Annotated in this window: 33 protein-coding genes; 2 read left to right on the plus strand and 31 right to left on the minus strand. The window is 69.3% G+C overall.

The features are described from left to right. Positions 1-52 precede the first annotated feature (52 nt). From infA to ACIQH8_RS06375, 7 genes are all read right to left on the minus strand, one after another. Entirely contained in the window at positions 53-274 is a 222-nt protein-coding gene (gene infA / locus ACIQH8_RS06345; protein WP_011186713.1) for a translation initiation factor IF-1, read from the minus strand. Positions 275-424: 150 nt separating this feature from the next. Further along, complete coding sequence (locus ACIQH8_RS06350; protein ID WP_400996170.1) at positions 425-1573, minus strand: mannitol-1-phosphate 5-dehydrogenase; 1149 nt, start codon at positions 1571-1573, stop codon at positions 425-427. After that, the gene (locus ACIQH8_RS06355; RefSeq protein WP_400996173.1) at positions 1570-2010 is read right to left on the minus strand and encodes a PTS sugar transporter subunit IIA; all 441 of its coding nucleotides are present in this window, start codon (positions 2008-2010) and stop codon (positions 1570-1572) included. Before ACIQH8_RS06355 ends, ACIQH8_RS06350 begins: the two co-directional genes overlap by 4 nt. A gap of 131 nt (positions 2011-2141) precedes the next feature. Further along, entirely contained in the window at positions 2142-3674 is a 1533-nt protein-coding gene (locus tag ACIQH8_RS06360) for a PTS mannitol transporter subunit IICB (RefSeq protein WP_400996176.1), read from the minus strand. Between the two features lie 21 nt (positions 3675-3695). Then, the gene (gene ptsP / locus ACIQH8_RS06365; protein ID WP_400997865.1) at positions 3696-5381 is read right to left on the minus strand and encodes a phosphoenolpyruvate--protein phosphotransferase; all 1686 of its coding nucleotides are present in this window, start codon (positions 5379-5381) and stop codon (positions 3696-3698) included. 45 nt (positions 5382-5426) lie between these two features. Then, positions 5427-5693: an HPr family phosphocarrier protein gene (locus ACIQH8_RS06370; protein WP_400996179.1), complete on the minus strand. Its 267-nt coding sequence runs from the start codon at positions 5691-5693 to the stop codon at positions 5427-5429. 91 nt (positions 5694-5784) lie between these two features. Then, positions 5785-6096, minus strand: coding sequence for a PTS sugar transporter subunit IIB (locus tag ACIQH8_RS06375; RefSeq protein ID WP_400996181.1), 312 nt, complete (start codon positions 6094-6096; stop codon positions 5785-5787). Positions 6097-6304: 208 nt separating this feature from the next. On the opposite strand from ACIQH8_RS06375, the gene ACIQH8_RS06380 reads away from it, so the two are divergent. After that, on the plus strand, positions 6305-8233 hold the full coding sequence (locus ACIQH8_RS06380; protein WP_400997868.1) for a BglG family transcription antiterminator: 1929 nt from the start codon (positions 6305-6307) through the stop codon (positions 8231-8233). A gap of 21 nt (positions 8234-8254) precedes the next feature. Here the strand turns inward: ACIQH8_RS06380 and map are convergent, their stop codons facing one another. The 23 genes from map to rpsJ form a co-directional block, all read right to left on the minus strand. Then, positions 8255-9082 carry a type I methionyl aminopeptidase gene (map, locus tag ACIQH8_RS06385; RefSeq protein ID WP_400996183.1) on the minus strand — a complete coding sequence of 276 codons (828 nt, stop codon included), beginning with the start codon at positions 9080-9082 and terminating at the stop codon, positions 8255-8257. Positions 9083-9094: 12 nt separating this feature from the next. Further along, positions 9095-9730, minus strand: a complete 636-nt coding sequence (locus tag ACIQH8_RS06390; RefSeq protein WP_400996186.1) for an adenylate kinase — start codon at positions 9728-9730, stop codon at positions 9095-9097. Then, positions 9727-11049, minus strand: coding sequence for a preprotein translocase subunit SecY (gene secY, locus ACIQH8_RS06395; protein WP_400996188.1), 1323 nt, complete (start codon positions 11047-11049; stop codon positions 9727-9729). Before secY ends, ACIQH8_RS06390 begins: the two co-directional genes overlap by 4 nt. 117 nt (positions 11050-11166) lie before the next feature. Continuing rightward, complete coding sequence (gene rplO / locus ACIQH8_RS06400; protein WP_400996191.1) at positions 11167-11814, minus strand: 50S ribosomal protein L15; 648 nt, start codon at positions 11812-11814, stop codon at positions 11167-11169. Next, complete coding sequence (gene rpmD, locus ACIQH8_RS06405) at positions 11814-11999, minus strand: 50S ribosomal protein L30 (protein WP_155052802.1); 186 nt, start codon at positions 11997-11999, stop codon at positions 11814-11816. Before rpmD ends, rplO begins: the two co-directional genes overlap by 1 nt. Beyond that, positions 11999-12694, minus strand: a complete 696-nt coding sequence (gene rpsE, locus ACIQH8_RS06410; RefSeq protein ID WP_400996194.1) for a 30S ribosomal protein S5 — start codon at positions 12692-12694, stop codon at positions 11999-12001. The genes rpmD and rpsE overlap by 1 nt, the downstream gene beginning before the upstream one ends. Further along, entirely contained in the window at positions 12691-13050 is a 360-nt protein-coding gene (rplR, locus tag ACIQH8_RS06415) for a 50S ribosomal protein L18 (RefSeq protein ID WP_155052801.1), read from the minus strand. Before rplR ends, rpsE begins: the two co-directional genes overlap by 4 nt. Positions 13051-13052: 2 nt before the next feature. After that, complete coding sequence (rplF, locus tag ACIQH8_RS06420) at positions 13053-13589, minus strand: 50S ribosomal protein L6 (protein ID WP_400996197.1); 537 nt, start codon at positions 13587-13589, stop codon at positions 13053-13055. Between the two features lie 4 nt (positions 13590-13593). Beyond that, entirely contained in the window at positions 13594-13992 is a 399-nt protein-coding gene (gene rpsH, locus ACIQH8_RS06425) for a 30S ribosomal protein S8 (protein WP_400996200.1), read from the minus strand. Positions 13993-14158: 166 nt separating this feature from the next. Continuing rightward, positions 14159-14752, minus strand: a complete 594-nt coding sequence (gene rplE, locus ACIQH8_RS06430; RefSeq protein ID WP_400996203.1) for a 50S ribosomal protein L5 — start codon at positions 14750-14752, stop codon at positions 14159-14161. Then, positions 14752-15111, minus strand: coding sequence for a 50S ribosomal protein L24 (gene rplX, locus ACIQH8_RS06435; RefSeq protein ID WP_400996206.1), 360 nt, complete (start codon positions 15109-15111; stop codon positions 14752-14754). Before rplX ends, rplE begins: the two co-directional genes overlap by 1 nt. A 2-nt stretch (positions 15112-15113) precedes the next feature. Next, complete coding sequence (gene rplN / locus ACIQH8_RS06440) at positions 15114-15482, minus strand: 50S ribosomal protein L14 (protein ID WP_129233339.1); 369 nt, start codon at positions 15480-15482, stop codon at positions 15114-15116. Positions 15483-15515: 33 nt separating this feature from the next. Then, positions 15516-15818: a 30S ribosomal protein S17 gene (gene rpsQ / locus ACIQH8_RS06445; RefSeq protein WP_129233338.1), complete on the minus strand. Its 303-nt coding sequence runs from the start codon at positions 15816-15818 to the stop codon at positions 15516-15518. A gap of 2 nt (positions 15819-15820) precedes the next feature. After that, positions 15821-16138 carry a 50S ribosomal protein L29 gene (gene rpmC, locus ACIQH8_RS06450; RefSeq protein ID WP_400996209.1) on the minus strand — a complete coding sequence of 106 codons (318 nt, stop codon included), beginning with the start codon at positions 16136-16138 and terminating at the stop codon, positions 15821-15823. Continuing rightward, on the minus strand, positions 16138-16557 hold the full coding sequence (rplP, locus tag ACIQH8_RS06455) for a 50S ribosomal protein L16 (RefSeq protein WP_155052795.1): 420 nt from the start codon (positions 16555-16557) through the stop codon (positions 16138-16140). Before rplP ends, rpmC begins: the two co-directional genes overlap by 1 nt. 2 nt (positions 16558-16559) lie before the next feature. After that, the gene (rpsC, locus tag ACIQH8_RS06460) at positions 16560-17306 is read right to left on the minus strand and encodes a 30S ribosomal protein S3 (protein WP_353816082.1); all 747 of its coding nucleotides are present in this window, start codon (positions 17304-17306) and stop codon (positions 16560-16562) included. Further along, positions 17306-17671, minus strand: a complete 366-nt coding sequence (rplV, locus tag ACIQH8_RS06465) for a 50S ribosomal protein L22 (protein WP_092668524.1) — start codon at positions 17669-17671, stop codon at positions 17306-17308. The genes rpsC and rplV overlap by 1 nt, the downstream gene beginning before the upstream one ends. A 25-nt stretch (positions 17672-17696) precedes the next feature. Further along, positions 17697-17978 (minus strand): 30S ribosomal protein S19, encoded by a 282-nt coding sequence (rpsS, locus tag ACIQH8_RS06470; RefSeq protein WP_376950094.1) that lies wholly within the window; start codon positions 17976-17978, stop codon positions 17697-17699. A 12-nt stretch (positions 17979-17990) separates the two neighbouring features. Then, the gene (rplB, locus tag ACIQH8_RS06475) at positions 17991-18830 is read right to left on the minus strand and encodes a 50S ribosomal protein L2 (RefSeq protein ID WP_155052792.1); all 840 of its coding nucleotides are present in this window, start codon (positions 18828-18830) and stop codon (positions 17991-17993) included. A gap of 19 nt (positions 18831-18849) precedes the next feature. Further along, complete coding sequence (rplW, locus tag ACIQH8_RS06480) at positions 18850-19152, minus strand: 50S ribosomal protein L23 (protein WP_129233331.1); 303 nt, start codon at positions 19150-19152, stop codon at positions 18850-18852. Continuing rightward, complete coding sequence (rplD, locus tag ACIQH8_RS06485; protein ID WP_400996214.1) at positions 19149-19808, minus strand: 50S ribosomal protein L4; 660 nt, start codon at positions 19806-19808, stop codon at positions 19149-19151. Before rplD ends, rplW begins: the two co-directional genes overlap by 4 nt. 3 nt (positions 19809-19811) lie before the next feature. Further along, positions 19812-20468, minus strand: a complete 657-nt coding sequence (gene rplC, locus ACIQH8_RS06490) for a 50S ribosomal protein L3 (protein WP_400996216.1) — start codon at positions 20466-20468, stop codon at positions 19812-19814. A gap of 8 nt (positions 20469-20476) precedes the next feature. After that, complete coding sequence (gene rpsJ / locus ACIQH8_RS06495) at positions 20477-20785, minus strand: 30S ribosomal protein S10 (protein WP_017201594.1); 309 nt, start codon at positions 20783-20785, stop codon at positions 20477-20479. Between the two features lie 517 nt (positions 20786-21302). On the opposite strand from rpsJ, the gene ACIQH8_RS06500 reads away from it, so the two are divergent. Then, a complete protein-coding gene (locus ACIQH8_RS06500) occupies positions 21303-21752 on the plus strand; it encodes an OsmC family protein (RefSeq protein WP_400996219.1) in 450 nt (149 codons plus the stop codon). Between the two features lie 28 nt (positions 21753-21780). Here ACIQH8_RS06500 and ACIQH8_RS06505 read toward each other — a convergent pair whose 3' ends face one another. Continuing rightward, positions 21781-22995 carry an acyltransferase family protein gene (locus ACIQH8_RS06505; protein WP_400996221.1) on the minus strand — a complete coding sequence of 405 codons (1215 nt, stop codon included), beginning with the start codon at positions 22993-22995 and terminating at the stop codon, positions 21781-21783. Between the last annotated feature and the right edge of the window lie 111 nt (positions 22996-23106).

The following is a 23106-nucleotide window of genomic DNA, read 5'->3' on the forward strand; positions in this document are numbered from 1 at the left end:
TCGCTGTCCTCGTACCCGCGGGGTGCCGCGGGTCGTTACTTTCCGACAGGCCTTACTTGTAGCGGTAGACGATGCGGCCGCGGGTCAGGTCGTACGGGCTCAGCTCCACGATCACGCGGTCCTCGGGGAGGATTCGGATGTAGTGCTGGCGCATCTTTCCGGAGATGTGGGCGAGCACCTTGTGCCCGTTGGTCAGCTCCACCCGGAACATCGCGTTCGGGAGTGCCTCGATGACCGAGCCTTCGATCTCGATGACGCCGTCTTTCTTGGCCATAGCCTCACTATCGCTTGGAGTTGGGGTTGTCGGTCGTGCGATGATGATGCACACCCCCGACGGGCCCATCGGGCATGCCGAAGCGGGCGTGCAAAACACCAAGGGTCAACTATAGGCGAATCGGTCCCGATTCGCCACTCGAGCCGCGTGTCAGCTTGCGGTGCGGCCTGCGACCACCTCGACGAGGCGATCGTGCAGCGGATGCCCAGGCTCGATGCCGCACACCTCGCGCACGAAGGTCGGCGCGGCATCCGCCAGCAGCCGTTCCTGCAGTTCGACGCTCTCGGGGTCGGCGGGCACGTCGAACCCGAGCGCCGCCCCCACTGCGGCGAGGAGCCCGTCGACCGGGAGATCGCGCTCGGCGAGCTCGGCGGCGGGCGCGATGAAACGCTCCCGGCGCGAGAGCTTGCGCAGCGGCTGGCGACCGACGCGCTCGACGGTGTCGGGCAGTGCCTCGTTGCGGAAGCGCCCCAGGATGACCTCCCGGTACTCGGCCATCTCGCCGACGCCGAACCCGTGCTTGGCGACGATGAGGGCGGAGGTCTCGTGCAGCACCCGCTCGACGCGCTCGGCGACCGACGGGTCGGCGAGCGCCTCGGCGATCCGCGTGTGCCCCGCGAGGAACCCGAAGTACGCCGTCGCGGCGTGACCCGTGTTCACGGTGAAGAGCTTGCGCTCGATGTAGGGCCCGAGCCGATCGACGAAGTGGGCGCCGGGGATGACCGGCGGCGCGTCGCCGAACGGCGGTTCCTCGATCGCCCACTCCGAGAAGGTCTCGACGGTCACGTCGAGCCCGGCGCCCTCGGGCTGTCCGGGAACGATCCGATCGACGGCGGTGTTCGCGAACACCGCGCGGCGTTCGAGCTCGAGCCATTCGTCGGGGCCGGCCAGACGCCGGGTCTCCTCGCGGAGCAGGCTCGTCGCATCGATCGCGTTCTCGCACGCCATGACCGCGAGCGGCGGTGCGTCGGGTGCGCGATCGCGCAGCGCCTGCAGCACGTGCGGCGCGATGAAGCGCAGGATGTTCGGACCGACGGCCGTGGTGAGCACGTCGGCGTCGACGAGTTCGGCGGCAAGGGCCGCGGCATCCGTCTGGGAGTTGATCGCGCGGTAGCGATCGACGACCAGGTCGCGTGCACCGACGCCCACCTCGTGAACGGTGTAGCGATCGGATGCCGCGAGCGCGTCGATCAGCTCGGCGTTCACGTCGGCGAACACGACCTCGTAGCCCGCATCGTGGAGCAGCAGGCCGATGAAGCCGCGCCCGATGTTGCCAGCGCCGAAGTGGACGGCCTTCACGACTCGTTCACCTCGGAGAGCAAAGCGACGAGCTCATCCGACGAGCCGGCGGCGAGGAGCTTTCCGACCTCGTCCTCGTCCGAGAAGATGATCGCGATCTTCGACAGGATCTCGAGGTGCTCGTCGCCGATCCCCGCGATGCCGACGACGAATCGTGCCTGCTCGCCGCCCCAGTCGACGGGTTCGTCGTAGCGGATGAAGGAGAGCGCGGAGCGCAGGATCTGGTCCTTCGCCTCGTTGGTGCCGTGCGGGATGGCGAGCCAATTGCCCATGTAGGTCGAGACGCTGCCCTCGCGCTCGAGCATCGAGTCGATGTACTCCGGGCGCACGGCGCCCGCCTCGACGAGGATCGCACCTGCGGCGCGGATGGCGTCCTCGCGCGACGCCGCAGCGGGGGCCAGGCGGACGTCGCCGGGCGAGAGGATCTGGTCGGTCATGGGTGCTCCTTCTTCCTCATGGCTTCGTGGTCGTGGTCGGTGCGGCCCGGATGACGCGACCGCCCGAGCCGCGGCACCCACACGGGGTGGGGCCGCGCCTCGGGCGTCGCGTCATCCGTCGGGAGGGATCGTCAGCGGACACCCTCCGACTCGAGCAGGTTCACGATCTCGTCGTACTTCGGCGAGTTCATGAAGTTCTCGACGGACACGTGGAGCGCGCTCGGCGACTGCAGCTTCGCCCGTTCGGTCAGGTCCTGGTGCGTGATGACCAGGTCGACGTCGTCGGTCAGGTTGGCGATCGCCTTGTTGGTGACCGTCACGCTGTCGATGCCCGCCTTCTTGATCTTGTTCCGCAGGACCGTCGCACCCATCGCGCTCGAACCCATGCCCGCGTCGCAGGCGAAGATGATCGAGTGGATCGGCTTGTGCTCGAACGCGGCCTGCTCGCCCTCCGTGATGAGCCCGCCGCCCGCGGCGACGCCCTCGGCCTGCAGGCCCGAGAGTACGCTCGACTCCTTGCCCTTGTTGGCCTGGGTCTGCGCGATCGCCGCCGACAGGTCGCCCGCGTTCTCCTTCTCGAGGTCGCGCTTGCGGCTCGCCCTGAGGATGATCGCGGAGATCACGAACGAGACCGTCGCAGCGAGGACCACCGAGAGGATGACGCCGACGTAGCTGTCGGATGCGGTCTGGATGAGCACCGCGAAGATGCTGCCCGGCGCCGCCGGCGCGCGGAGGCCGCTCGAGAACAGCACGTTCGTCGCCACGCCGGTCATGCCGCCCGCGATGGCCGCGATGATGAGCAGCGGCTTCATCAGCACGTACGGGAAGTAGATCTCGTGGATGCCACCCAGGAACTGGATGATGATGGCGCCCGGCGCACTCGCCCTGGCCAAGCCGACGCCGAAGATGGCGAACGCGAGGAGGATTCCCAGGCCGGGACCGGGGTTCGCCTCGATGAGGAACAGGATCGACTTGCCGGTCTCCTCCGACTGCTGCACGCCGAGCGGCGTGAACACGCCGTGGTTGATGGCGTTGTTCAGGAACAGGACCTTGCCGGGCTCGACGAGGATCGACACGAGGGGCAGGAGGCCAGCGAGGACCAGCCAGTTCACCGCGGCCTCGAGGCCGTTGCTCACGAACTCGACGGCCGGCGCGAACGCGTAGAAGCCGACGAGGGCGAGCAGCATGCCGACGATTCCGGCGGAGAAGTTGTTGACCAGCATCTCGAAGCCGGCCTTGATCTTGCCCTCCCAGAGGCGGTCCACCTGCTTCATGATCCAGGCCGCGAGCGGTCCCATGATCATGGCGCCGATGAACATCGGGATGCCGGCGCCCACGATCACACCGACGGTCGCGATGGTGCCGACGACGCCGCCACGGGTGTCGTAGACCATGCGGCCGCCCATGTTCGCGATGAGCAGCGGCAGCAGGTACGTGATCATCGGGCCGACGAGTCCGATGTTCTCCGTACCGTCGGGACTCGGGAACCCGCCGATCTCGGGAATCGGGAACGGTCCGACCTCGATGAACAGGGCGGTGATGAATCCCCAGGCGATGAATGCCGCGATGTTCGGCATGATCATGCCGCTGAGGAATGTTCCGAAACGCTGGACGGCGACGCGCGCGCCGCCTGGTCGCTTCTGCTCAGCTGACGTCGTTGTCATGATGGTGCCTCCTGTGCTGGGTCATGGCACGGTCGTGCCGCTCGGGGTGGGTGCGGATGCGGCGGCGGCGTCTCGTGCCGCCTGCTTCGCCTCGACCGCTCCCTCCGCGGCCAGGGCTGCCCGGGCGATGCGCACGGCATCCTCCCGGGTGTACCGCGCGAGGGAGGCGCGGACGTCTGCGAGTGCCGATGGGGACATCGACAGCGTGGTGGCGCCGAGGCCGACGAGCACCACGGCGAGGAGCGGGTCGGCGGCGGCCTCGCCGCAGATGCCGACCGGCTTGCCGAGACGGCCGCCGGCCGCGCCGACCTCGGCGACCAGGCGCAGGACCGCCGGCGCCCACGGGTCCTGCAGGTTGGCGACCGTGCCGAGGAGCCGGTCGGCGGCCATCGTGTACTGGGTGAGATCGTTCGTGCCGATCGAGGCGAAGTCGGCGACCTCGAGGACTCGGTCGGCTATGAGCGCCGCCGACGGGGTCTCGACCATGACGCCCGATGTCTTCAGGCCGAGCTCACGGCAGAGTCCGACGAAGTACCGCGTCTCGTCGACGGTCGCGATCATGGGCGCCATGACCCAGAGGTCGGCGCTCGTCGCGGCATCGGCCGCGGCGAGCGCGGTGAGCTGCTCGCGCAGGATGACCTCGGCGTGCCGCAGGGCCCGGATGCCGCGGAGCCCGAGCGCCGGGTTCTCCTCCTCGGCGTCGTTGAGGAAGGCCAGGGGCTTGTCGGCGCCGGCGTCGAGCACGCGCACCACGACCTTCTTCCCGGCGAACGCCGTGAGCAGGCGCGTGTACTGCTCCTGCTGCTCGCTCACGCTCGGGGCGCGGTCGGCGTCGAGGAAGAGGAACTCGGTGCGGAAGAGGCCGACGCCCTCGGCGCCGAGCTCGATCGCTCCCGCCGCGCCGTCGGCCGAGCCGAGGTTCGCGAGCAGCGGCACCGAGGTGCCGTCGGCGAGCGCGCCCGGCGTGATCGGGGCGGCGGCGCGCGCGGCGCGCTCCGCGATCCGTTCCTTCGCCGCGGCGACGGCGTCGGGCCCGGGCGACTGCACGACGAGGTCGTTCTCGGCGTCGACGATGACGGTGTCGCCGTCGGCCAGCCCCGCGGCATCCGCTGCCCCGACGACCGCGACGATCGACTTCTCGCGGGCGAGGATCGCCGTGTGGGAGGTCGGGCCGCCGTCGATCGTGATGAGGCCGAGGACCTGGGTCAGGTCGAGGAGCGCCGTGTCGGCGGGTGCGAGGTCGCGCGCGACGAGCACGAACGGATGGCCGGGGTTCGGCACGCCCGGCGCCGGGACCTTGAGCAGGTGCGCGACCACGCGCTGCGACACGTCGTCGAGGTCGGCGGCGCGCTCGCCCATGTAGCCGCCCATCGACGACAGCAGGTCGCGGAACGCGGCGAACGCCTCGAAGACGGCGCGCTCGGCGGTCTTGCCGTCGGCCAGCCGCTTCACGACGTCGTCCATCAATGTCGGGTCCTCGGCCATCATGGCCTGCGCCTCGAGCACGTCCTGGGCGGCGCCGCCGGCCTGCGCGCCCTTGCGCTGCAGGTCGTCCGCGACGACCGAGACCGACGCGCGGGCGCGTTCCTCCTCGCGGGCCGGGTCGAGGTGGCTCGGTCGGTCCACCGGTTCCGGCAGCCGCTCCGCCATCCGTACGACCGGTCCGACGGCCACGCCCTGGCCGATGCCGGTGCCTCTGAACTCCATCACTCGCCCTCCCCGTTCGGTTCGATGGGCGACGGACGCCCCGGGCTATTCGTCGTGGTCGGTGCTGAGCAGCTCGACGAGGTCGTCGAGCACGCGCTGCTCGTCGCCCCCGTCGACGACCACGGTGACCTCATCGCCGTGGTCGATGCCCTGCGCGATGACGGCGAGGATGCTCGCCGCGTTGACGGGAGCGCCGCCCGCCTTCGCGATGGTGACACTCGACCCCGACCCTGCGGCGGCCTGCGTGAAGAGCTTGGCCGGCCTGGCGTGCAGTCCGTGGCTCGATCCGACTCGAACAGTGCGCTCCACCATGTCTCCGGCCTCCGTCGCTGGTGTCCGTTCCCGTGTTCACCATAGACCCGTGACTCTGCGCAGGGAACGGGGTTGCGCGGCGTGGGCGTGTTCATGCTCGGGCTCCGATGATCGCGATCGCGAGGTCGAGCGCCGCATCGCCGTCGAGCGTGCGGGTCTCGTCGGGCAGCACGGCGACGGGCACGGATGCCGCGCGCGCGAGCTGCTCGAGCGATCCGAGCCGCGGCACGAGGTGCACGCCGACGAGCAGCGCGTCGGCGCCCGCGAGCGCCTCGGCGAGCGTCTGCTCGCCCGCCGCATGGACGTCGACCGCCATGCCCCGGGACTCGGCGGCCCGGCGGATGCGCAGCGCGGCGAAGGTGCTCGACGCACCGGCTCCGCACACCACGACGATCCGCATCATCGGCCTCCTCGCCGAGCCTGGCCCGGTCCTCTTCGATCGGTCACGGCGGATGCCGCGAACAGCACGAGTCTGCTCCCGTTCCGGCCGGGGCCGCCAACAGAACCGCTTCCGCACCCCCGGAAGATGCCTCGCATCCGCTCCCCCGGCGCCCCGGCAGGTGGTTGACTGGGGCTGCACCCGCCCGGCGATCGTGCGCGTCGTGGCGGCGATGAACGGAGCGGGCCACGTGTCGGAGAACTGGGAGCGCCTCGTCGAGGCCCTCGCCGACGACGACGCCGCCGTCACGGCTGCCCGGCTCGCCGACCGCCTCGGGGTGTCCGACCGGACGATCCGGTCGTATGCAGCCCAGGCCAACCGCAGCGGCGAGGTCGTCGTCGAGTCCGGGCCCGACGGGTACCGGCTCGATCGGGCGGCGTGGGCGAGAGTCCTGCACGCCCGCTCCGTGGCCGCAGACGCCACGCCCGAGGGCCGGCGGGCCCGCCTGATCCGCGACCTCGTCGACGCGCGCGCGGGGCTCGACCTGCACGAGGTGGCGGCGGCGGCGCACGTGAGCGAATCGACGATCGAGGCCGACCTCGGTCGCGTCCGGGCACGACTCCAGGGCACCGGGCTCCGCCTCGACCGCGAGGGGAGCCGGGTCGGTCTCGTCGGCCCCGAGACGGCGATGCGCCGACTCCTCGGCTCGCTCGTGCGGGAGGAGGGGCGACGCGGCATCCGCGACCTCTCATCGCTGCGCGCCGGCTTCCCGTCGATGGACCGATTCCGCGTCGCACTGGTCGCGGGCATCCGCGACGCGGGGTACGCGCCGAACGAGTATGCGCTCGACGACGTGCTGCTGCACGTCGCGATCGCGCTCGACCGCGTCGGTCGCGATCGGGTGCTCGCCGACCGGGACGACCCCGCGGCCTCCGGGCCGGTTCCGGCCACCCCTGGTGCGGCCAGAGTGGAAGCGTCCGACCGGCCGGGCGCCACGGACTCCGCACTCGACGCCCTGTCCGCACTCCTCGACCGTCTCGTCCGCGACGAGTACGACGTGCGGTTGCCACCCGCCGAGCTCGAGCACCTCGCGCGACTCATCGGCTCGCGCGTGGCGACGCTCCAGCAGGGCCCGGCGCGCGAGGCCGTGGTCCGCGACATCGTCGCGCGCATCTCGCAGGAGTGGCTCGTCGAGCTCGGCGACGAGCGGTTCATCGAGCGGCTCGCGTTGCACGTCGAGAACCTTGCCGCACGCGCCGCCGAGCAGAGCTACTCGCGCAACCCGCTGACCTCCTCCATCAAGTCGGCGTATCCGCTGATCTACGACCTCGCCGTGTACCTGGCGAGTGAACTCGCCCGGATCGAGGGCATCACGGTGAACGACGACGAGATCGCGTACCTCGCGATGCACCTCGGTGCGCAGCTCGAGCGCACGCGCTCACGAGGCGACGTCGTGCGCGTCGCGATCGACGTCCCCGAGTACCACGACGCCCGTGCGCTGCTCGTCGAACGGCTCCAGGGCGCCCTCGGAGACGAGGCCGAACTCGTCGAGGGCGACGTCGAGGAGGCCGACCTCGTGGTCGCGGTGCTCCCACCCGACTCGCCGCTTCCGGCGGTGGTGATCGTCGCACCGTTCCCGACCTCCGACGACGTCGACCGTGTCCGCGCGGAGGTCGCCCGGCTGCGTCGCGGCCGCCGCCGCGCACGGCTCGCCTCCACGCTGTCGCGCTCCATCGGCCCCGAGCTGTTCGTGCGCGGCGTCGGCGGCCGCGACCGGGAAGCCGTGATCCGCCTCCTCGGAGCGCGGCTCATCGACGCCGGCGTCATCGACGACGCGTACGTCGAGGGCGCGCTCGAACGGGAGCGCATGTCCTCCACGGCATTCACCGACCTCCTCGCCGTACCGCACGCCATGACCATGACCGCCACGCGCAGCGCCATCGCGATCGCGATCGACGAGCGGGCCATCGAGTGGGGTGACGCGAACGTGCACGTCGTCGCGCTCATCGCGTTCGCCGAGGACGGCCGGGCGGAGTTCCAGTCGGTCTTCGACCAGTTCGTGGAGGCCTTCTCCGAACCCGAGAACGTGCGGCGCCTCGTCCGCGGCGCGACGGACTACCCCGGCCTCCTGGCCGAGCTGTCCGGCCTCATGTCGACCTGACGGATGCCGCGACGCGGCCGATCACCCGATCGGCACCGGCCGCACGCCGAAGGGTGCGAGTCCCTCCGCACCACCGTCGGGCGCCGTGAGCACCCAGATCCCGTCGGCGTGCACGGCCACGCTGTGCTCGACGTGGGCGCCGTCGCCGCCATCGGCCGTCGCCACCGTCCAGCCGTCGTCGCGCACGAACGTGGCCGGATCGCCGGCGGTGATCATCGGCTCGATCGCGACCACGAGGCCGGGCCTGACGCGCGGGCCGCGCCCGCGGACCGCGTGGTTGTACACAGACGGGTCCTCGTGCATCGATCGGCCGATGCCGTGACCGCCGTAGCCCTCGAGGATGCCGTAGTCGCCGGACGCCTCGACGGAGGCCTCGATCGCCTCCCCGACCTCGTTCAGGTGGCGGGCCGACGCGAGCGCGGCGATCCCGGCCCAAAGCGACCGGTCGGCGGCGGCGGCGAGCTGCTCGCGCGCGAGCACCACGTCCGGGCGTTCGGGATCGGGAAGCACGACCGTGAACGCGGCGTCGCCGTTCCATCCGCCGATCTCGGCCCCGCCGTCGACCGACACGATGTCGCCGGCTCGGAACGGCCGGTCGCCGGGGATGCCGTGCACCACGTCGTCGTCGACCGACACGCAGAGCGCATGCCGGTAGCCGGGGACGAGGCGGAAGTTCGATCGGCCGCCGTGCGCACGGATGACCTCGTCGGCGGCGGCATCGAGGTCGAGCGGGGTCGCGCCGACGACGAGCCGCTCACGGGCGGCCGCGAGCAGGTCGCCGGTCGCCCGGCCTGCGGGCACCATGGCGCGCAGCTCGGCCGGAGTCTTGAGCCTCAGTCGGCCGAACACCCGTCGCGCCGGTTACGCCGCGCCCGCGCTGCGGTCGTTTGCGCCGCTGCCGTTCGGCCGGAGGCCGCGCTCGGCGAGCGCCGCGAAGATGCGCTCCGTGACCTCGTCGAGCGTGCCGACGCCGTCGATGCGGACGACGAGGTCGTGTTCGCGGTACACGTCGAGGATCGGCGCGGTCTCGCGCTCGTAGATCGCGAGTCGGTTCGCGATGATCTCCTCGGTGTCATCCGTGCGACCCTGATCGATCGCGCGCTGGCGAAGTCGCGTGATCGACTCCTCGCGCGGGACCACCAGCTCGATGACCGCGTCGAGCGACTCGCCCCGACCCGACAGGAATGCCTCGAGGTCGTCGACCTGGCCTCGGTTGCGCGGGTACCCGTCGAGGAGGAAGCCGGCCGCGGCATCCGCCTGCGCGAGACGATCGCGGACCAACTCGCTGGTCAGCTCGTCGGGGACCAGGTCGCCCGCCTCGATGATGGCCTGGACGCGCTTGCCGAGCTCGGTGCCGCCCTTGACGTTCTCCCGGAAGATGTCGCCGGTCGCGACCTGCGGAACGCCGAATGCCTCGGCGACGAGCACGCCCTGCGTGCCCTTGCCCGAGCCCTGCGGGCCGACGATCAGGAAGCGGGCGGAGGCGGTGTGCGTCATCGGAGGAGTCCTTCGTAGTGGCGCTGCTGGAGCTGGGCATCGATCTGCTTCACCGTCTCGAGGCCGACGCCCACGATGATGAGGATCGACGCGCCGCCGAACGGGAAGTTCTGGTTCGCCCCGAACCACGAGAACGCGACGAGCGGCAGCAGCGCGATGAGGCCGAGGTAGATCGAGCCCGGCAGCGTGATGCGCGTCAGTACGTAGTCGAGGTACTCGGCGGTCGGTCGGCCCGCGCGGATGCCGGGGATGAAGCCGCCGTACTTCTTCATGTTCTCCGCGACCTCGTCGGGGTTGAACGTGATCGCGACGTAGAAGTACGTGAACCCGACGATGAGGAGGAAGTACAGGAGCATGTAGAGCGGGTGGTCGCCCTGCGTGAGGTAGTTCGTGATCCACACGACCCACGGCTGCGGCTCCTCGCCGGCGGCGGGCTGGTTGAACTGCGCGATGAGCGCCGGCAGGTAGAGCAGCGACGAGGCGAAGATGACGGGCACGACACCGGCCATGTTGACCTTGATCGGGATGTACGTGTTGTTGCCGCCGTAGGTTCGGCGTCCGACCATGCGCTTGGCGTACTGGACCGGCACGCGGCGCTGCGACTGCTCGACGAATACGACGGCCACCACGACCAGCAGGCCGATGCCGAGCACCAGGGCGAAGACGTCCCACCCGCGTGCGACGCCGATCGACCAGAGCGAGGTCGGGAAGGTCGCGGCGATGGAGGTGAAGATAAGCAGCGACATGCCGTTGCCGACACCGCGCTCGGTCACGAGCTCGCCGAGCCACATGATGAGGCCGGTGCCCGCGGTCATCGTGACGACCATGAGCAGGATCGCGTACCAGGCGTCGTTGGTGATGAGCTGCGAGCAGGCGGGGTCGGAGTTCGCGGGGAACAGGGCGCCCGAGCGGGCGACCGTGATGAGCGTCGTCGACTGGAGCACGCCGAGCGCGATCGTCAGGTAGCGCGTGTACTGCGTGAGGCGGGCCTGGCCCGACTGGCCCTCCTTGTAGAGGGTCTCGAAGTGAGGGATGACCACGCGCAGGAGCTGCACGATGATCGACGCCGTGATGTACGGCATGATGCCCAGCGCGAAGATCGAGAGCTGGAGGAGCGCGCCGCCCGAGAACAGGTTGACGAGCTCGTAGAGGCCCGACGCACCCTGGTTCGCCGCCAGACACTGCTGGACGTTGCCGAAGTCCACGAACGGCGCCGGGATGAACGAGCCGAGGCGGAACAGGGCGATGATGCCCAGCGTGAACCCGATCTTCCGGCGAAGGTCGGGGGTGCGGAAGATCCGCCCGATGGCGTTGAACACTCGTCCTCCTGTTACTGACGCCGCAGTCAGCATGAATGCGGCTCGAGCCTGTCGAGACCCCCGTGAATCATACGCGAGGTCCCGACAGGCTCGAATTCCGTGTGTGGTGCAGTGGCCTTACTTGACCGAGCCGCCGGCGGCGACGATCTTCTGCTCCGCGGAGCCGGAGACCTTGTCGACCTCGACGTTGAGCTTCACCTGGATGTCGCCGTTGCCGAGCACCTTGACGCGCTCGTTCTTGCGGACGGCACCCTTGGCCACCAGGTCGGCGACAGTGACGTCGCCGCCCTTCGGGTAGAGCTCGGCGAGCTTGTCCAGGTTGACCACCTGGTACTCGACTCGGAACGGGTTCTTGAAGCCGCGGAGCTTCGGCGCACGCATGTGGTACGGAAGCTGGCCACCCTCGAAGCCGGGGCGGATGTTGTTGCGGGCCTTCGAACCCTTGGTGCCGCGACCGGCGGTCTTGCCCTTCGAACCCTCACCGCGTCCGACGCGGGTCTTGTCCTTCTTGGCACCGGGGGCCGGGCGCAGGTGGTGCACCTTGAGGACCGGCTCGCGCACGACGTCCTCGGACTCCTTCTTGGCCGGGGCCTTCTTCGCCGGAGCCTTCTTCGCGGGGGCCTTCTCGGCCTTCGCGTCGTCGGACTTGGCGGCGGCGGCCTTGGCCGGAGCCTTCTTCTCGGCGGCCGGCTTCGCGGCGGCCTTCTTCGCGGGAGCCTTCTTCGGGGTCTCCTCGGCGGCGACGTCCTTCGTCTCGTCAGCCATTAGTCGATCTCCTCAACCGTCACGAGGTGGGCGACCGTCTTCACGTAGCCGCGCACCTGGGGGGTGTCCTCGCGAACGACGCTCTGGCCGATCTTCTTCAGACCGAGGCTGCGCAGCGTGTCGCGCTGGTTCTGCTTCTCGCTCACCTTGGACTTGACCTGGGTCACCTTGAGCTGCTTGGCCATCAGGCACCTGCCTTCGCTGCTGCGGCGGCCTCGGCCGCCTGGGCCTCGGCACGCAGCAGACGGGCCGGCGCGACCTCGTCGTAGTCGAGACCACGACGGGCGGCGACGGCGCGGGGCTCCTCGAGCTGCTTCAGCGCCTCGACCGTGGCGTGCACGATGTTGATGGTGTTCGACGAACCGAGCGACTTGCTCAGGACGTCGTGGATGCCCGCGCACTCGAGCACGGCGCGCACCGGACCACCGGCGATGACACCGGTACCGGGGCCTGCCGGGCGCAGGAGCACGACACCGGCGGCCGCCTCGCCCTGGACGGGGTGCGGGATCGACGAGCCGACGCGCGGGACGCGGAAGAAGTTCTTCTTCGCCTCCTCGACGCCCTTCGAGATCGCGGTCGGAACCTCGCGCGCCTTGCCGTAGCCGACGCCGACGAGACCGTTGCCGTCACCCACGACGACGAGCGCCGTGAAGCTGAAGCGACGGCCGCCCTTGACGACCTTGGACACGCGGTTGATGGTGACGACGCGCTCGAGGAACTGGCTCTTCTCGGCGTCGCGCTCACGACGGTCGCGGCCCTGGCCGCGGTCGCGGCCGCCACGGCGGCCCTCGCGCTCGTTGCGCGGCGGCTCCGAGGAAGCTGCCGTCTCGACGGGTGCCTCTGCGGCCACCTCGGTCTCCTTCACAGTGTTCTCGCTCACAGGCTCAGTCCTGCCTCTCGCGCTCCGTCGGCGATCGCGGCGACGCGACCGGCGTACTTGTTGCCGCCGCGGTCGAACACGACCGAGTCGATGCCGGCCTGCTTCGCACGCTCGGCGACGAGCTCGCCGACCTTCTTCGCCTTGGCGGTCTTGTCACCCTCGAACGCGCGGAGGTCGGCCTCCATGGTCGAGGCGGATGCCACGGTGTGGCCCTTGCTGTCGTCGACGACCTGCACGAAGACGTGGCGGGCCGAACGCGTCACCACGAGACGGGGACGCAGCTCGGTGCCGACGATCTTCTTGCGAAGCCGGGTGTGGCGGCGCGAACGCGCAGCCGACTTGCTCTTGACGGCCATGATTACTTACCAGCCTTTCCGGCCTTGCGACGCACGACCTCGCCGGCGTAGCGGATGCCCTTGCCCTTGTAGGGCTCGGGCTTCTTGATCTTGCGGATGTTGGCGGCGGTCTCACCGACGGCCTGCTTCGAGATGCCCGAGACGGTGATCTTGTTGTTGCCCTCGACCGTCAGCGTGATGCCGGCGGGCGGCTCGACGGTGACCGGGTGCGAGAAGCCGAGCGCGAACTCGACGGCGCTGCCCTTCTGGGCGACGCGGTACCCGGTGCCGACGATCTCGAGGCCCTTGGAGTAGCCCTGGGTCACGCCGAGGATGTCGTTGGCGATGAGGGTTCGGGTGAGGCCGTGCAGTGCGCGCGACTCGCGCTCGTCGTCGGGGCGGGTGACGAGGACCTGGCCCTCCTCGACCTTGACCTCGATGGGCTGCGCCACGGTGAGTGCGAGCTCGCCCTTCGGGCCCTTCACGGTGACGGCGCGGCCGTCGACCTTGACGTCGACACCGGCGGGGATGTCGATGGGAAGTCGTCCGATTCGTGACATTGAACTACCACACGTAGGCGAGGACTTCCCCACCCACGCCCTTCTTCTCGGCCTGGCGGTCGGTCAGCAGACCGCTGGAAGTGGACAGGATCGCGACGCCGAGGCCGCCGAGCACCTTGGGGATCTCGGTCGACTTCGCGTACACGCGAAGGCCGGGCTTGGACACCCGCTTGATGCCCGCGATCGAACGCTCGCGGTTGGGGCCGAACTTCAGCTGCAGAGTGAGCGTCTTGCCCACGCGCGCGTCGGCGATCTCGAAGCCGGAGATGTAGCCCTCGGACTTGAGGATCTCGGCGATGTGCCCCTTGAGCTTCGAGTGCGGCATCGACACGGTGTCGTGGTGCGCGGAGTTGGCGTTGCGCAGGCGCGTCAGCATGTCAGCGACCGGGTCGGTCATCGTCATGACAATGGTTCCTTACGTTCACCAGGTTTCAGGACCCGTTACACGGGGACTGACCTGTGGTGGTGGCGGCACGCGGTTGCGAACCGCCGGATGCCGGTGCCGGCGGGGCCTCGGAAGGTTCCGAGACCCGCCGGCGCTGGCACAAACTCGTAGAGTCTACTACGAACTACTGGGCGGACTCGTTCGACTTGAACGGGAAGCCGAGCGCCTTGAGCAGCGCGCGACCCTCGTCGTCGGTCTTGGCGGTGGTCACCACGGTGATGTCCATGCCGCGGACGCGGTCGATCTTGTCCTGGTCGATCTCGTGGAACACGGACTGCTCGGTGAGACCGAAGGTGTAGTTGCCGGTGCCGTCGAACTGCTGGTCCGAGAGTCCGCGGAAGTCGCGGATACGGGGCAGCGCGAGCGAGAGCAGGCGGTCGAGGAACTCCCACATCCGGTCGCCGCGCAGCGTGACGTGCGCGCCGATCGGCTGGCCCTCGCGCAGCTTGAACTGCGCGATGGACTTGCGGGCCTTCGTGACCTGCGGCTTCTGACCGGTGATCTTCGTGAGGTCGGCGATGGCGCCGTCGATGACCTTGCCATCGCGCGCGGCCTCGCCGACACCCATGTTGACGACGATCTTCACCAGGCCGGGGACCTGGTGCGGGTTGGTGTACCCGTTCGCCTCGGTCAGGGCCTTGGTGATGTCGCCCTGGTACTTCTGCTTGAGGCGCGGCTGGATCTTGCCAGCCGGCGCGGCAGTCGCGGTGTCAGTCATTAGAGGTCCTTACCTGACTTCTTGGCGTAGCGGACGCGGACCGTCTTCTCGACGCCGTCCTTGGTCACCGTCTCGGTGCGGAAGCCGACACGGGTCGGCTTCTTGGTCTCGGGGTCGACGACCGCGACGTTCGACACGTGGATCGGGGCCTCGTGGGTCTCGATGCCGCCGGTCTTGGTGCCGCGCTGGGTCTGGCCGACGCGCACGTGCTTGGTGACGTAGTTGACGCCCTCCACCACGACGCGGTTCTGGTCGACCAGGACCTCGATGACGCGACCCTGCTTGCCGCGGTCGCCGCCGCGGGCCTGGCTGCGGCCCGAGATGACCTCGACGAGGTCGCCCTTCTTGATCTTGGCCATGGTTACAGCACCTCCGGCGCCAGCGAGATGATCTTCATGAACTTCTTGTCGCGAAGCTCCCGGCCGACCGGCCCGAAGATGCGGGTGCCACGGGGGTCACCGTCGTTCTTGAGGATCACCGCGGCGTTCTCGTCGAACTTGATGTAGGAGCCGTCGGGACGACGGGTCTCCTTCACGGTGCGGACGATGACGGCCTTGACCACATCGCCCTTCTTCACGTTGCCGCCCGGGATCGCGTCCTTGACGGTGGCGACGATGACGTCGCCGAGGCCCGCGTAGCGGCGGCTGGAGCCGCCGAGCACGCGGATGGTGAGCAGCTCCTTGGCGCCCGTGTTGTCGGCGACCTTGAGCCGGGATTCCTGCTGAATCACTTCGTACTCCTTCTGGGAAGCAAGCCCGCGGGCTTACTTGGCCTTCTCGACGATCTCGACCAGGCGCCAGCGCTTGGTGGCGCTGAGCGGGCGGGTCTCGGAGATCACGACGAGGTCGCCGATGCCGGCGGTGTTCTGCTCGTCGTGCGCCTTGACCTTCGACGTACGGCGCATGACCTTGCCGTACAGCGGGTGCTTCACGCGGTCCTCGACCTCGACGACGATGGTCTTGTCCATCTTGTCGCTGACGACGTAGCCGCGACGGACCTTGCGGTACCCGCGGACGAGCTCGGCCGTCTCGGCGACCTCGGCCGCAGCCTTCTTGGTCTCAGCCATGATCAGGCCTCCTTCGTCTCGGCCTCGGTCGCCTCAGGGGCGGCCTTGGCCTTCTTCGTCTTCTTCTCGGCCTTGGCCGGAGCCTCGACCGGGGCGGGCGTGGCACGGATGCCGAGCTCGCGCTCACGGATGACCGTGTAGATGCGGGCGATGTCGCGCTTGACGGCCTTCAGGCGGCCGTGGCTCTCGAGCTGGCCGGTGGCCGACTGGAAGCGGAGGTTGAACAGCTCCTCCTTGGCCTTCTTCAGCTCGTCGACGAGACGCTCGTCCTCGAAGGTGTCGAGCTCGGTCACAGCGAGCTCCTTGGAACCGACGGCCATTATGCGTCGCCCTCCTCGCGCTTGATGATGCGTGCCTTGAGGGGCAGCTTGTGGATTGCGCGGGTCATGGCCTCGCGAGCGAGCTGCTCGGAGACGCCCGAGACCTCGAAGAGGACCCGACCCGGCTTGACGTTGGCGACCCACCACTCGGGCGAACCCTTACCGGAACCCATGCGGGTCTCGGCGGGCTTCTTCGTGAGCGGACGGTCGGGGTAGATGTTGATCCACACCTTGCCGCCGCGCTTGATGTGACGCGTCATGGCGATACGAGCGGACTCGATCTGACGGTTCGTCACGTAGGCGGGGCTCAGGGCCTGGATGCCGTACTCGCCGAAGGAGACCTTCGTGCCGCCGGTGGCCTGGCCCGAACGGCCGGGGTGGTGCTGCTTGCGGTACTTGACTCGACGGGGAATCAACATGGTTATGCCTCAACTCCTGCTGCGGCCGTCTCCTGGGCGCGGGGCGCACGGCGACGGTCGTTACGGTCACGCGACGGCTTCTGGGCGGCCTGCTCGCGGGCGAGCTCCTTGTTGGTGATGTCGCCCTTGTAGATCCAGACCTTCACGCCGATGCGGCCGAACGTGGTCTTGGCCTCGTAGAAGCCGTAGTCGATGTTCGCGCGGAGCGTGTGCAGCGGCACCCGACCCTCGCGGTAGAACTCCGAGCGGCTCATCTCGGCGCCGCCGAGGCGGCCCGAGACCTGGATGCGGACGCCCTTGGCGCCGGCGCGCTGCGCGCCCTGCAGGCCCTTGCGCATCGCGCGGCGGAAGGCCACGCGGGCGGAGAGCTGCTCGGCGATGCCCTGCGCGACGAGCTGGGCGTCGGCCTCGGGGTTCTTGACCTCGAGGATGTTGAGCTGGATCTGCTTGCCGGTGAGCTTCTCGAGGTCGGCGCGGATGCGCTCGGCCTCGGCGCCGCGGCGGCCGATCACGATACCCGGGCGAGCCGTGTGGATGTCCACGCGGACGCGGTCGCGGGTGCGCTCGATCTCGATGCGGCTCACGCCGGCACGGTCGAGCGACGTCTGGAGCAGGCGACGGATCTTGACGTCCTCGGCGAGGTAGTCGGCGTAGCGCTGTCCGGGCTTCGTCGAGTCTGAGAACCACCGCGACACGTGGTCGGTGGTGATGCCGAGACGGAAGCCGTACGGGTTGACCTTCTGACCCATTACTTCGTACCCTCCTCGGGCGTGCCGAGCACGATGGTGATGTGGCTCGTGCGCTTGTTGATGCGGAAGGCACGACCCTGCGCGCGCGGCTGGAATCGCTTGAGGGTGGTGCCCTCGTCGACGAATGCCGTCTTCACGTAGAGGTCCTGCTCGTCCAGGTAGGTGTTCGTGGCATCGGCCTTGACGCGAGCGTTCGCGATGGCCGAGGCGACGAGCTTGTACACCGGCTCGCTCGCACCCTGCGGGGCGAACTTCAGGATGGCCAGGGCCTCCTGTGCCTGCTTGCCGCGGATCAGGTTGACGACGCGGCGGGCCTTCATGGGGGTCACGCGGATGTGACGCACGCGGGCGATCGACTCCACCATTTCTCTCCTCCTTCACGCCACCGCGTCAGCGGCGGCGGCCCTTCTTGTCGTCCTTCACGTGTCCACGGAAGGTGCGGGTGGGTGCGAACTCGCCGAGCTTGTGACCCACCATGGTCTCGGTGACGAACACCGGGATGTGCTTGCGGCCGTCGTGCACGGCGATCGTGTGGCCGAGCATGGCCGGGACGATCATCGAGCGACGCGACCACGTCTTGATGACGTTCTTCGAACCCGCTTCGTTCTGCGTGGCGACCTTGCGAAGCAGGTGCTCGTCGACGAAGGGGCCCTTCTTGAGGCTGCGAGGCATCTTCTCTTACTCCTACTTGCGCTTCTTGCCGACGGTGCGACGACGGACGATGAGCTTGTCGCTCTCCTTGTTGGGGCGACGGGTGCGACCCTCGGGCTGACCCCAGGGGCTCACCGGGTGACGACCACCGGAGGTCTTGCCCTCACCACCACCGTGCGGGTGGTCGATCGGGTTCATCGCGACACCGCGGACGGTCGGGCGGACGCCCTTCCAGCGCTTGCGGCCAGCCTTGCCCCAGTTGATGTTCGACTGCTCGGCGTTGCCGACCTCGCCGACGGTCGCGCGGCAGCGCGCGTCGACGTTGCGGATCTCACCCGACGGCAGGCGGAGCTGCGCGTAGGGGCCGTCCTTCGCGACCAGACGCACCGAGGCGCCGGCCGAGCGGGCCATCTTCGCGCCGCCGCCGGGGCGGAGCTCGATGGCGTGGATGACGGTACCGGTCGGGATGTTGCGCAGCGGCAGGTTGTTGCCGGGCTTGATGTCGGCGGCCGGGCCCGACTCCACGAGGTCACCCTGCGACAGCTTGGCCGGGGCCAGGATGTAGCGCTTGGTGCCGTCCGCGAAGTGGAGCAGCGCGATGCGCGCGGTGCGGTTGGGGTCGTACTCGATGTGCGCGACCTTGGCGGGCACGCCGTCCTTGTCGTTGCGACGGAAGTCGATGACGCGGTACTGGCGCTTGTGGCCACCACCGATGTGACGGGTCGTGATGCGGCCCTGGTTGTTGCGGCCACCGGTCTTCGAGAGCGGCTTGAGCAGCGACTTCTCGGGCGTCGAGCGCGTGATCTCGGCGAAGTCGGCGACCGACGAACCGCGACGACCCGGGGTCGTGGGCTTGTACTTGCGAATAGCCATAGTGAGGTTCCTCTGCTCCTTAGCCGACGTTCGTGAAGATGTCGATCGAGCCGGACTTGAGGGTGACGATCGCGCGCTTGGTGTCCTTGCGCTTGCCCATGCCGAAGCGGGTGCGACGCGTCTTGCCCTGACGGTTGAGGGTGTTGATCGATGCGACCTGGACGTTGAAGATCTTCTCGATGGCGAGCTTGATCTCGGTCTTGTTCGCGCGGGGGTCCACGATGAACGTGTACTTGCCCTCGTCGATCAGGTTGTAGCTCTTCTCCGAGACCACCGGCGAGATGATGATGTCGCGGGGGTCCTTGTTGTGCGCGGCGCTCATGCGGAGACCTCTTCCTTCTTGGCCTGCTTCGCGGCGACGAACGCCTCGAGCGCGGCCTTGCTGAAGACGATGTCGTCGGAGACGAGCACGTCGTAGGCGTTCAGCTGGTCGACCGGCAGGACGTGCACGGTCGGGATGTTGCGGACCGCACGCTCCGACAGCTCCTCGTCGCGGGTGAGCACGACGAGCTGGTGCTTCGACGGGGCGACCGAGGCGAGGAGCGCGACGGCGTCCTTCGTCTTCGGCGCGTCGCCGTTGGCGAGCGACTCGACCGCGTGGATGCGGCCGCCGCGAGCGCGGTCGGAGAGCGCGCCGAGCAGGGCGGCGGCGATCATCTTCTTGGGGGTGCGCTGCGAGTAGTCGCGCGGCTGCGGGCCGTGGACGACGCCACCGCCGGTCATGTGCGGCGCGCGGATCGAGCCCTGGCGGGCGCGGCCCGTGCCCTTCTGCTTGAAGGGCTTGCGGCCGGCGCCGGAGACCTCGCCACGGGTCTTGGTCTTGTGCGTGCCCTGACGCGCGGCGGCGAGCTGGGCGACGACGACCTGGTGGATCAGCGGCACGTTGGTCTGCACGTCGAAGAGCTCGGCGGGCAGCTCGATCGAGCCGGACTTCTTGCCGGTGACGTCGAGGACGTCGATGGTGTTGGCGGTAGCCATGGACTACGCCCCCTTCACAGCGTTGCGGACGAACACGAGACGACCGCGAGCACCGGGAACCGCGCCCTTGACGAGCAGCAGGCCCTTCTCGGCGTCGACGGCGTGCACGCGGAGGTTCAGGACGGTGACGCGCTCGCCACCCATGCGGCCGGCCATGCGCATGCCCTTGAAGACACGGCTCGGGGTCGACGACGCGCCGATCGAACCGGGCTTGCGGTGGTTGCGGTGGGCACCGTGCGACGCGGAGACGCCCGCGAAGTTGTGGCGCTTCATGACACCGGCGAAGCCCTTGCCCTTCGACGTGCCGACGACGTCGACCAGCTGGCCGGCCTCGAAGGTGCCGTCGACGGTGAGCTCCTGGCCGAGCGCGTAGTCCGCGGCGTCGGCGGTGCGCACCTCGGTCACGTGGCGGCGCGGCGTGACGCCGGCGGCCTCGAAGTGACCGGTGAGGGGCTTGGTGACCTTGCGGGGGTCGATGGCGCCCGCGGCGATCTGGACGGCCGCGTAGCCGTCGCGCTCCTGCGTGCGGAGCTGGGTGACCACGTTGGGGGCGATCTCGATGACGGTGACGGGGATGAGCTTGTTGTTCTCGTCCCACACCTGGGTCATGCCGAGCTTGGTGCCGAGCAGACCCTTCACGTTCTTTGCAGTGGTGGACATGTCGTACCTCAGAGCTTGATCTCGATGTTGACGTCGGCCGGGAGGTCGAGTCGCATGAGCGAGTCGACGGCCTTGGGCGTCGGGTCCACGATGTCGATCAGGCGCTTGTGGGTGCGCATCTCGAAGTGCTCGCGGCTGTCCTTGTACTTGTGGGGCGAACGGATGACGCACACCACGTTCTTCTCGGTCGGAAGCGGCACGGGGCCGACGACCGTGGCGCCCGCGCGGGTCACCGTGTCGACGATCTTGCGCGCCGAGGTGTCGATGACCTCGTGGTCGTACGACTTCAGTCGAATGCGGATCTTCTGTCCCGCCATTGCTGACTCTCTCTCTGTCAAGGCGTCTTACCCCTTCCGAGGGCATCGGACGCCGCGTAGCCACTTCGTGTGAAGCACCACTGTTCTTCTGTCAAAGGCCGGTGATCGAGCCTGTCGAAACCACCCCGCGTCGCGGTGGTCTCGACACGCTCGACCTTCGAGCCCCAACCGGCCCCCGCGCTCGGGCGTGTCGCACTCGCGAAAACGGGCATGGGGCATCGCCCATGCTCGAAGGGTGGTGGTCGGTTGTGTGTCCTGCTGCCCGCGGCCTAGCCTGACCCGTGGGGCTCCGTGGAGCTCGTCGGTGGCTATGCACTGCCTGGCAGTGATCCGATCGGAGCGCAGCAAGGCGCGCCGTTCGAAATGTTGAACTCAACGAGTTTGCCATACGGAGGCGCATCCGTGCAACCCGGGCGTGTCGCGGCGAGGAGGCTCACCGGATCCTCCCAGTCAAGCGGATGCCGCGGCATCCGTGGCCGTGGTGGAATCGGTGCACGGCACGGTTGAGGAGGACTCGATGACGGAGCACGCGCACGCGGTCGGCGAGCGGATCGGACGGGGAAGCGTCTCGGTGACGCGGACCGGTCCGCGGACCTACGAGGGACTGAACGAGCGCGGGTCGACCGTGCTCATCGGGCCCGCCGAGGCGCCCGGGCACTTCACCCCCGGCGAGCTCCTCAAGCTCGCGCTCGCGGGCTGTGCGGGCATGAGCGCCGACTCGGTCGCCGCGCGCCGGCTCGGTGACGACGTCGCGATCACGGTCTGGGCCCACGGGACGTCGAAGGACGACAACCGCTATCGCGAGATCGACGAGGAGATCATCGTCGACCTCTCCGCGCTCGAGCCCGAAGAGCGCGAGCAGCTCGCGGCGATCATGGCTCGCGCGATCGCGAAGGCGTGCACGGTGGCGCGGAGCGTCGATGGCGCGATCGACCTCCGGACGACCATCGACGGCATCGCGATCTGAGACGCACGGGCGCACCGCCCGTGACCGATCACTCCCCCGTGTGCGCGGGGCGCTCGCAGGCCTCGGCGCCGGCGGCGTTCGGCCCGACGATCCCCGCCGCGACGACCAGGGCCGCGAACGTGGCCACCGATCCGAGCAGCAGGGCCGACCGTGGCCGACCGGCCCGGGCGAGGCCGAACCGTGCGGGGTCCTCGATCCACCGCTTCGACGCCGCCGCGACGGCGAACGCCGCGACCACCAGCAGTGCCATCAACCACGGCGGACTGGGCACGCCCGTGATGAACGGCACGAACATGAAGATCGGCCAGTGCCAGAGGTAGAGCGAGTAGGAGATGTCGCCGGTCCATTGCACCGGCGCGAGGCCGGTCGCACGCGCCGGGGACCATCGCACGGCCGGCATCCCCGCCCAGATCACCGCGAGCGCCCCGGCGACCGGCACGAGGACGACCAGTCCGGGGAACACCTCGGGCGTGCGGAAGACGACGATCGGCACGGCGATGAGGGCGAGCCCGAGCCATCCCACTGCGGCCCGTCGGCGCTCCCGGCCGGGCGCCACCTCCGGGACCAGGACGGCGAGGATGCCGCCGACGCCGAACTCCCACACCCGCGTGAACGTCGAGAAGTAGGCGAGGTTGTGGTCCTGCGCGGTGAGCACCAGGTTCCAGGCGAACGAGGCGACCGTGGCGAGGCCCAGGACGACCAGCAGGGCGCGGCGAGGATCCCGTGATGCGCGCGCGGCGATCGCGATGGCCGCGATGATCAGCAGCGGCCACACGAGGTAGAACTGCTCCTCGACCGAGAGCGACCAGAAGTGCTGCACGGGCGTGGACGCCAGGTCGTCTCGCGCCGGATCCTGCGAGTCGGCCGCCAGCAGCCAGTTCTCGAAGTAGAGGGCGCTCGCGACGACCTCGCGGAAGTACGAGCGCCACTCGATCCTGGGCACGACGAGGTAGGTCAGCACCGTGACGGCGATGAGCACCGCCATGGCCGCCGGAAGGATGCGTCGCGCGCGGCGCAGGTAGAAGTTCCTCAGCGAGATGCGCCCGGTTCGGGCGGACTCGCGCAGCAGGAGCGCCGTGATGAGGAACCCGGACACGACGAAGAAGACGTCGACGCCCATGTAGCCCGCGGGTGCGACCGCGGGCCAGCCGTGGTGCAGCACGACGGCGCACACCGCGATCGCGCGGAGCGCCTGGATCTCGGGCCGCACGGCGGCACGCGTTCGGATCGACGGGGGAACCATCCGGACAAGGCTAACCCGAGGTCTCCTCGGCGAACGACGCCCGACTCGGATCTGGACGCCTGTGCATCGCTGTGGTAACGGATGCCGCGACCCGCTCGCCCCCGCATGCAC

The organism is Agromyces sp. GXQ0307 (genome assembly GCF_044769845.1).
Lineage (GTDB): Bacteria > Actinomycetota > Actinomycetes > Actinomycetales > Microbacteriaceae > Agromyces.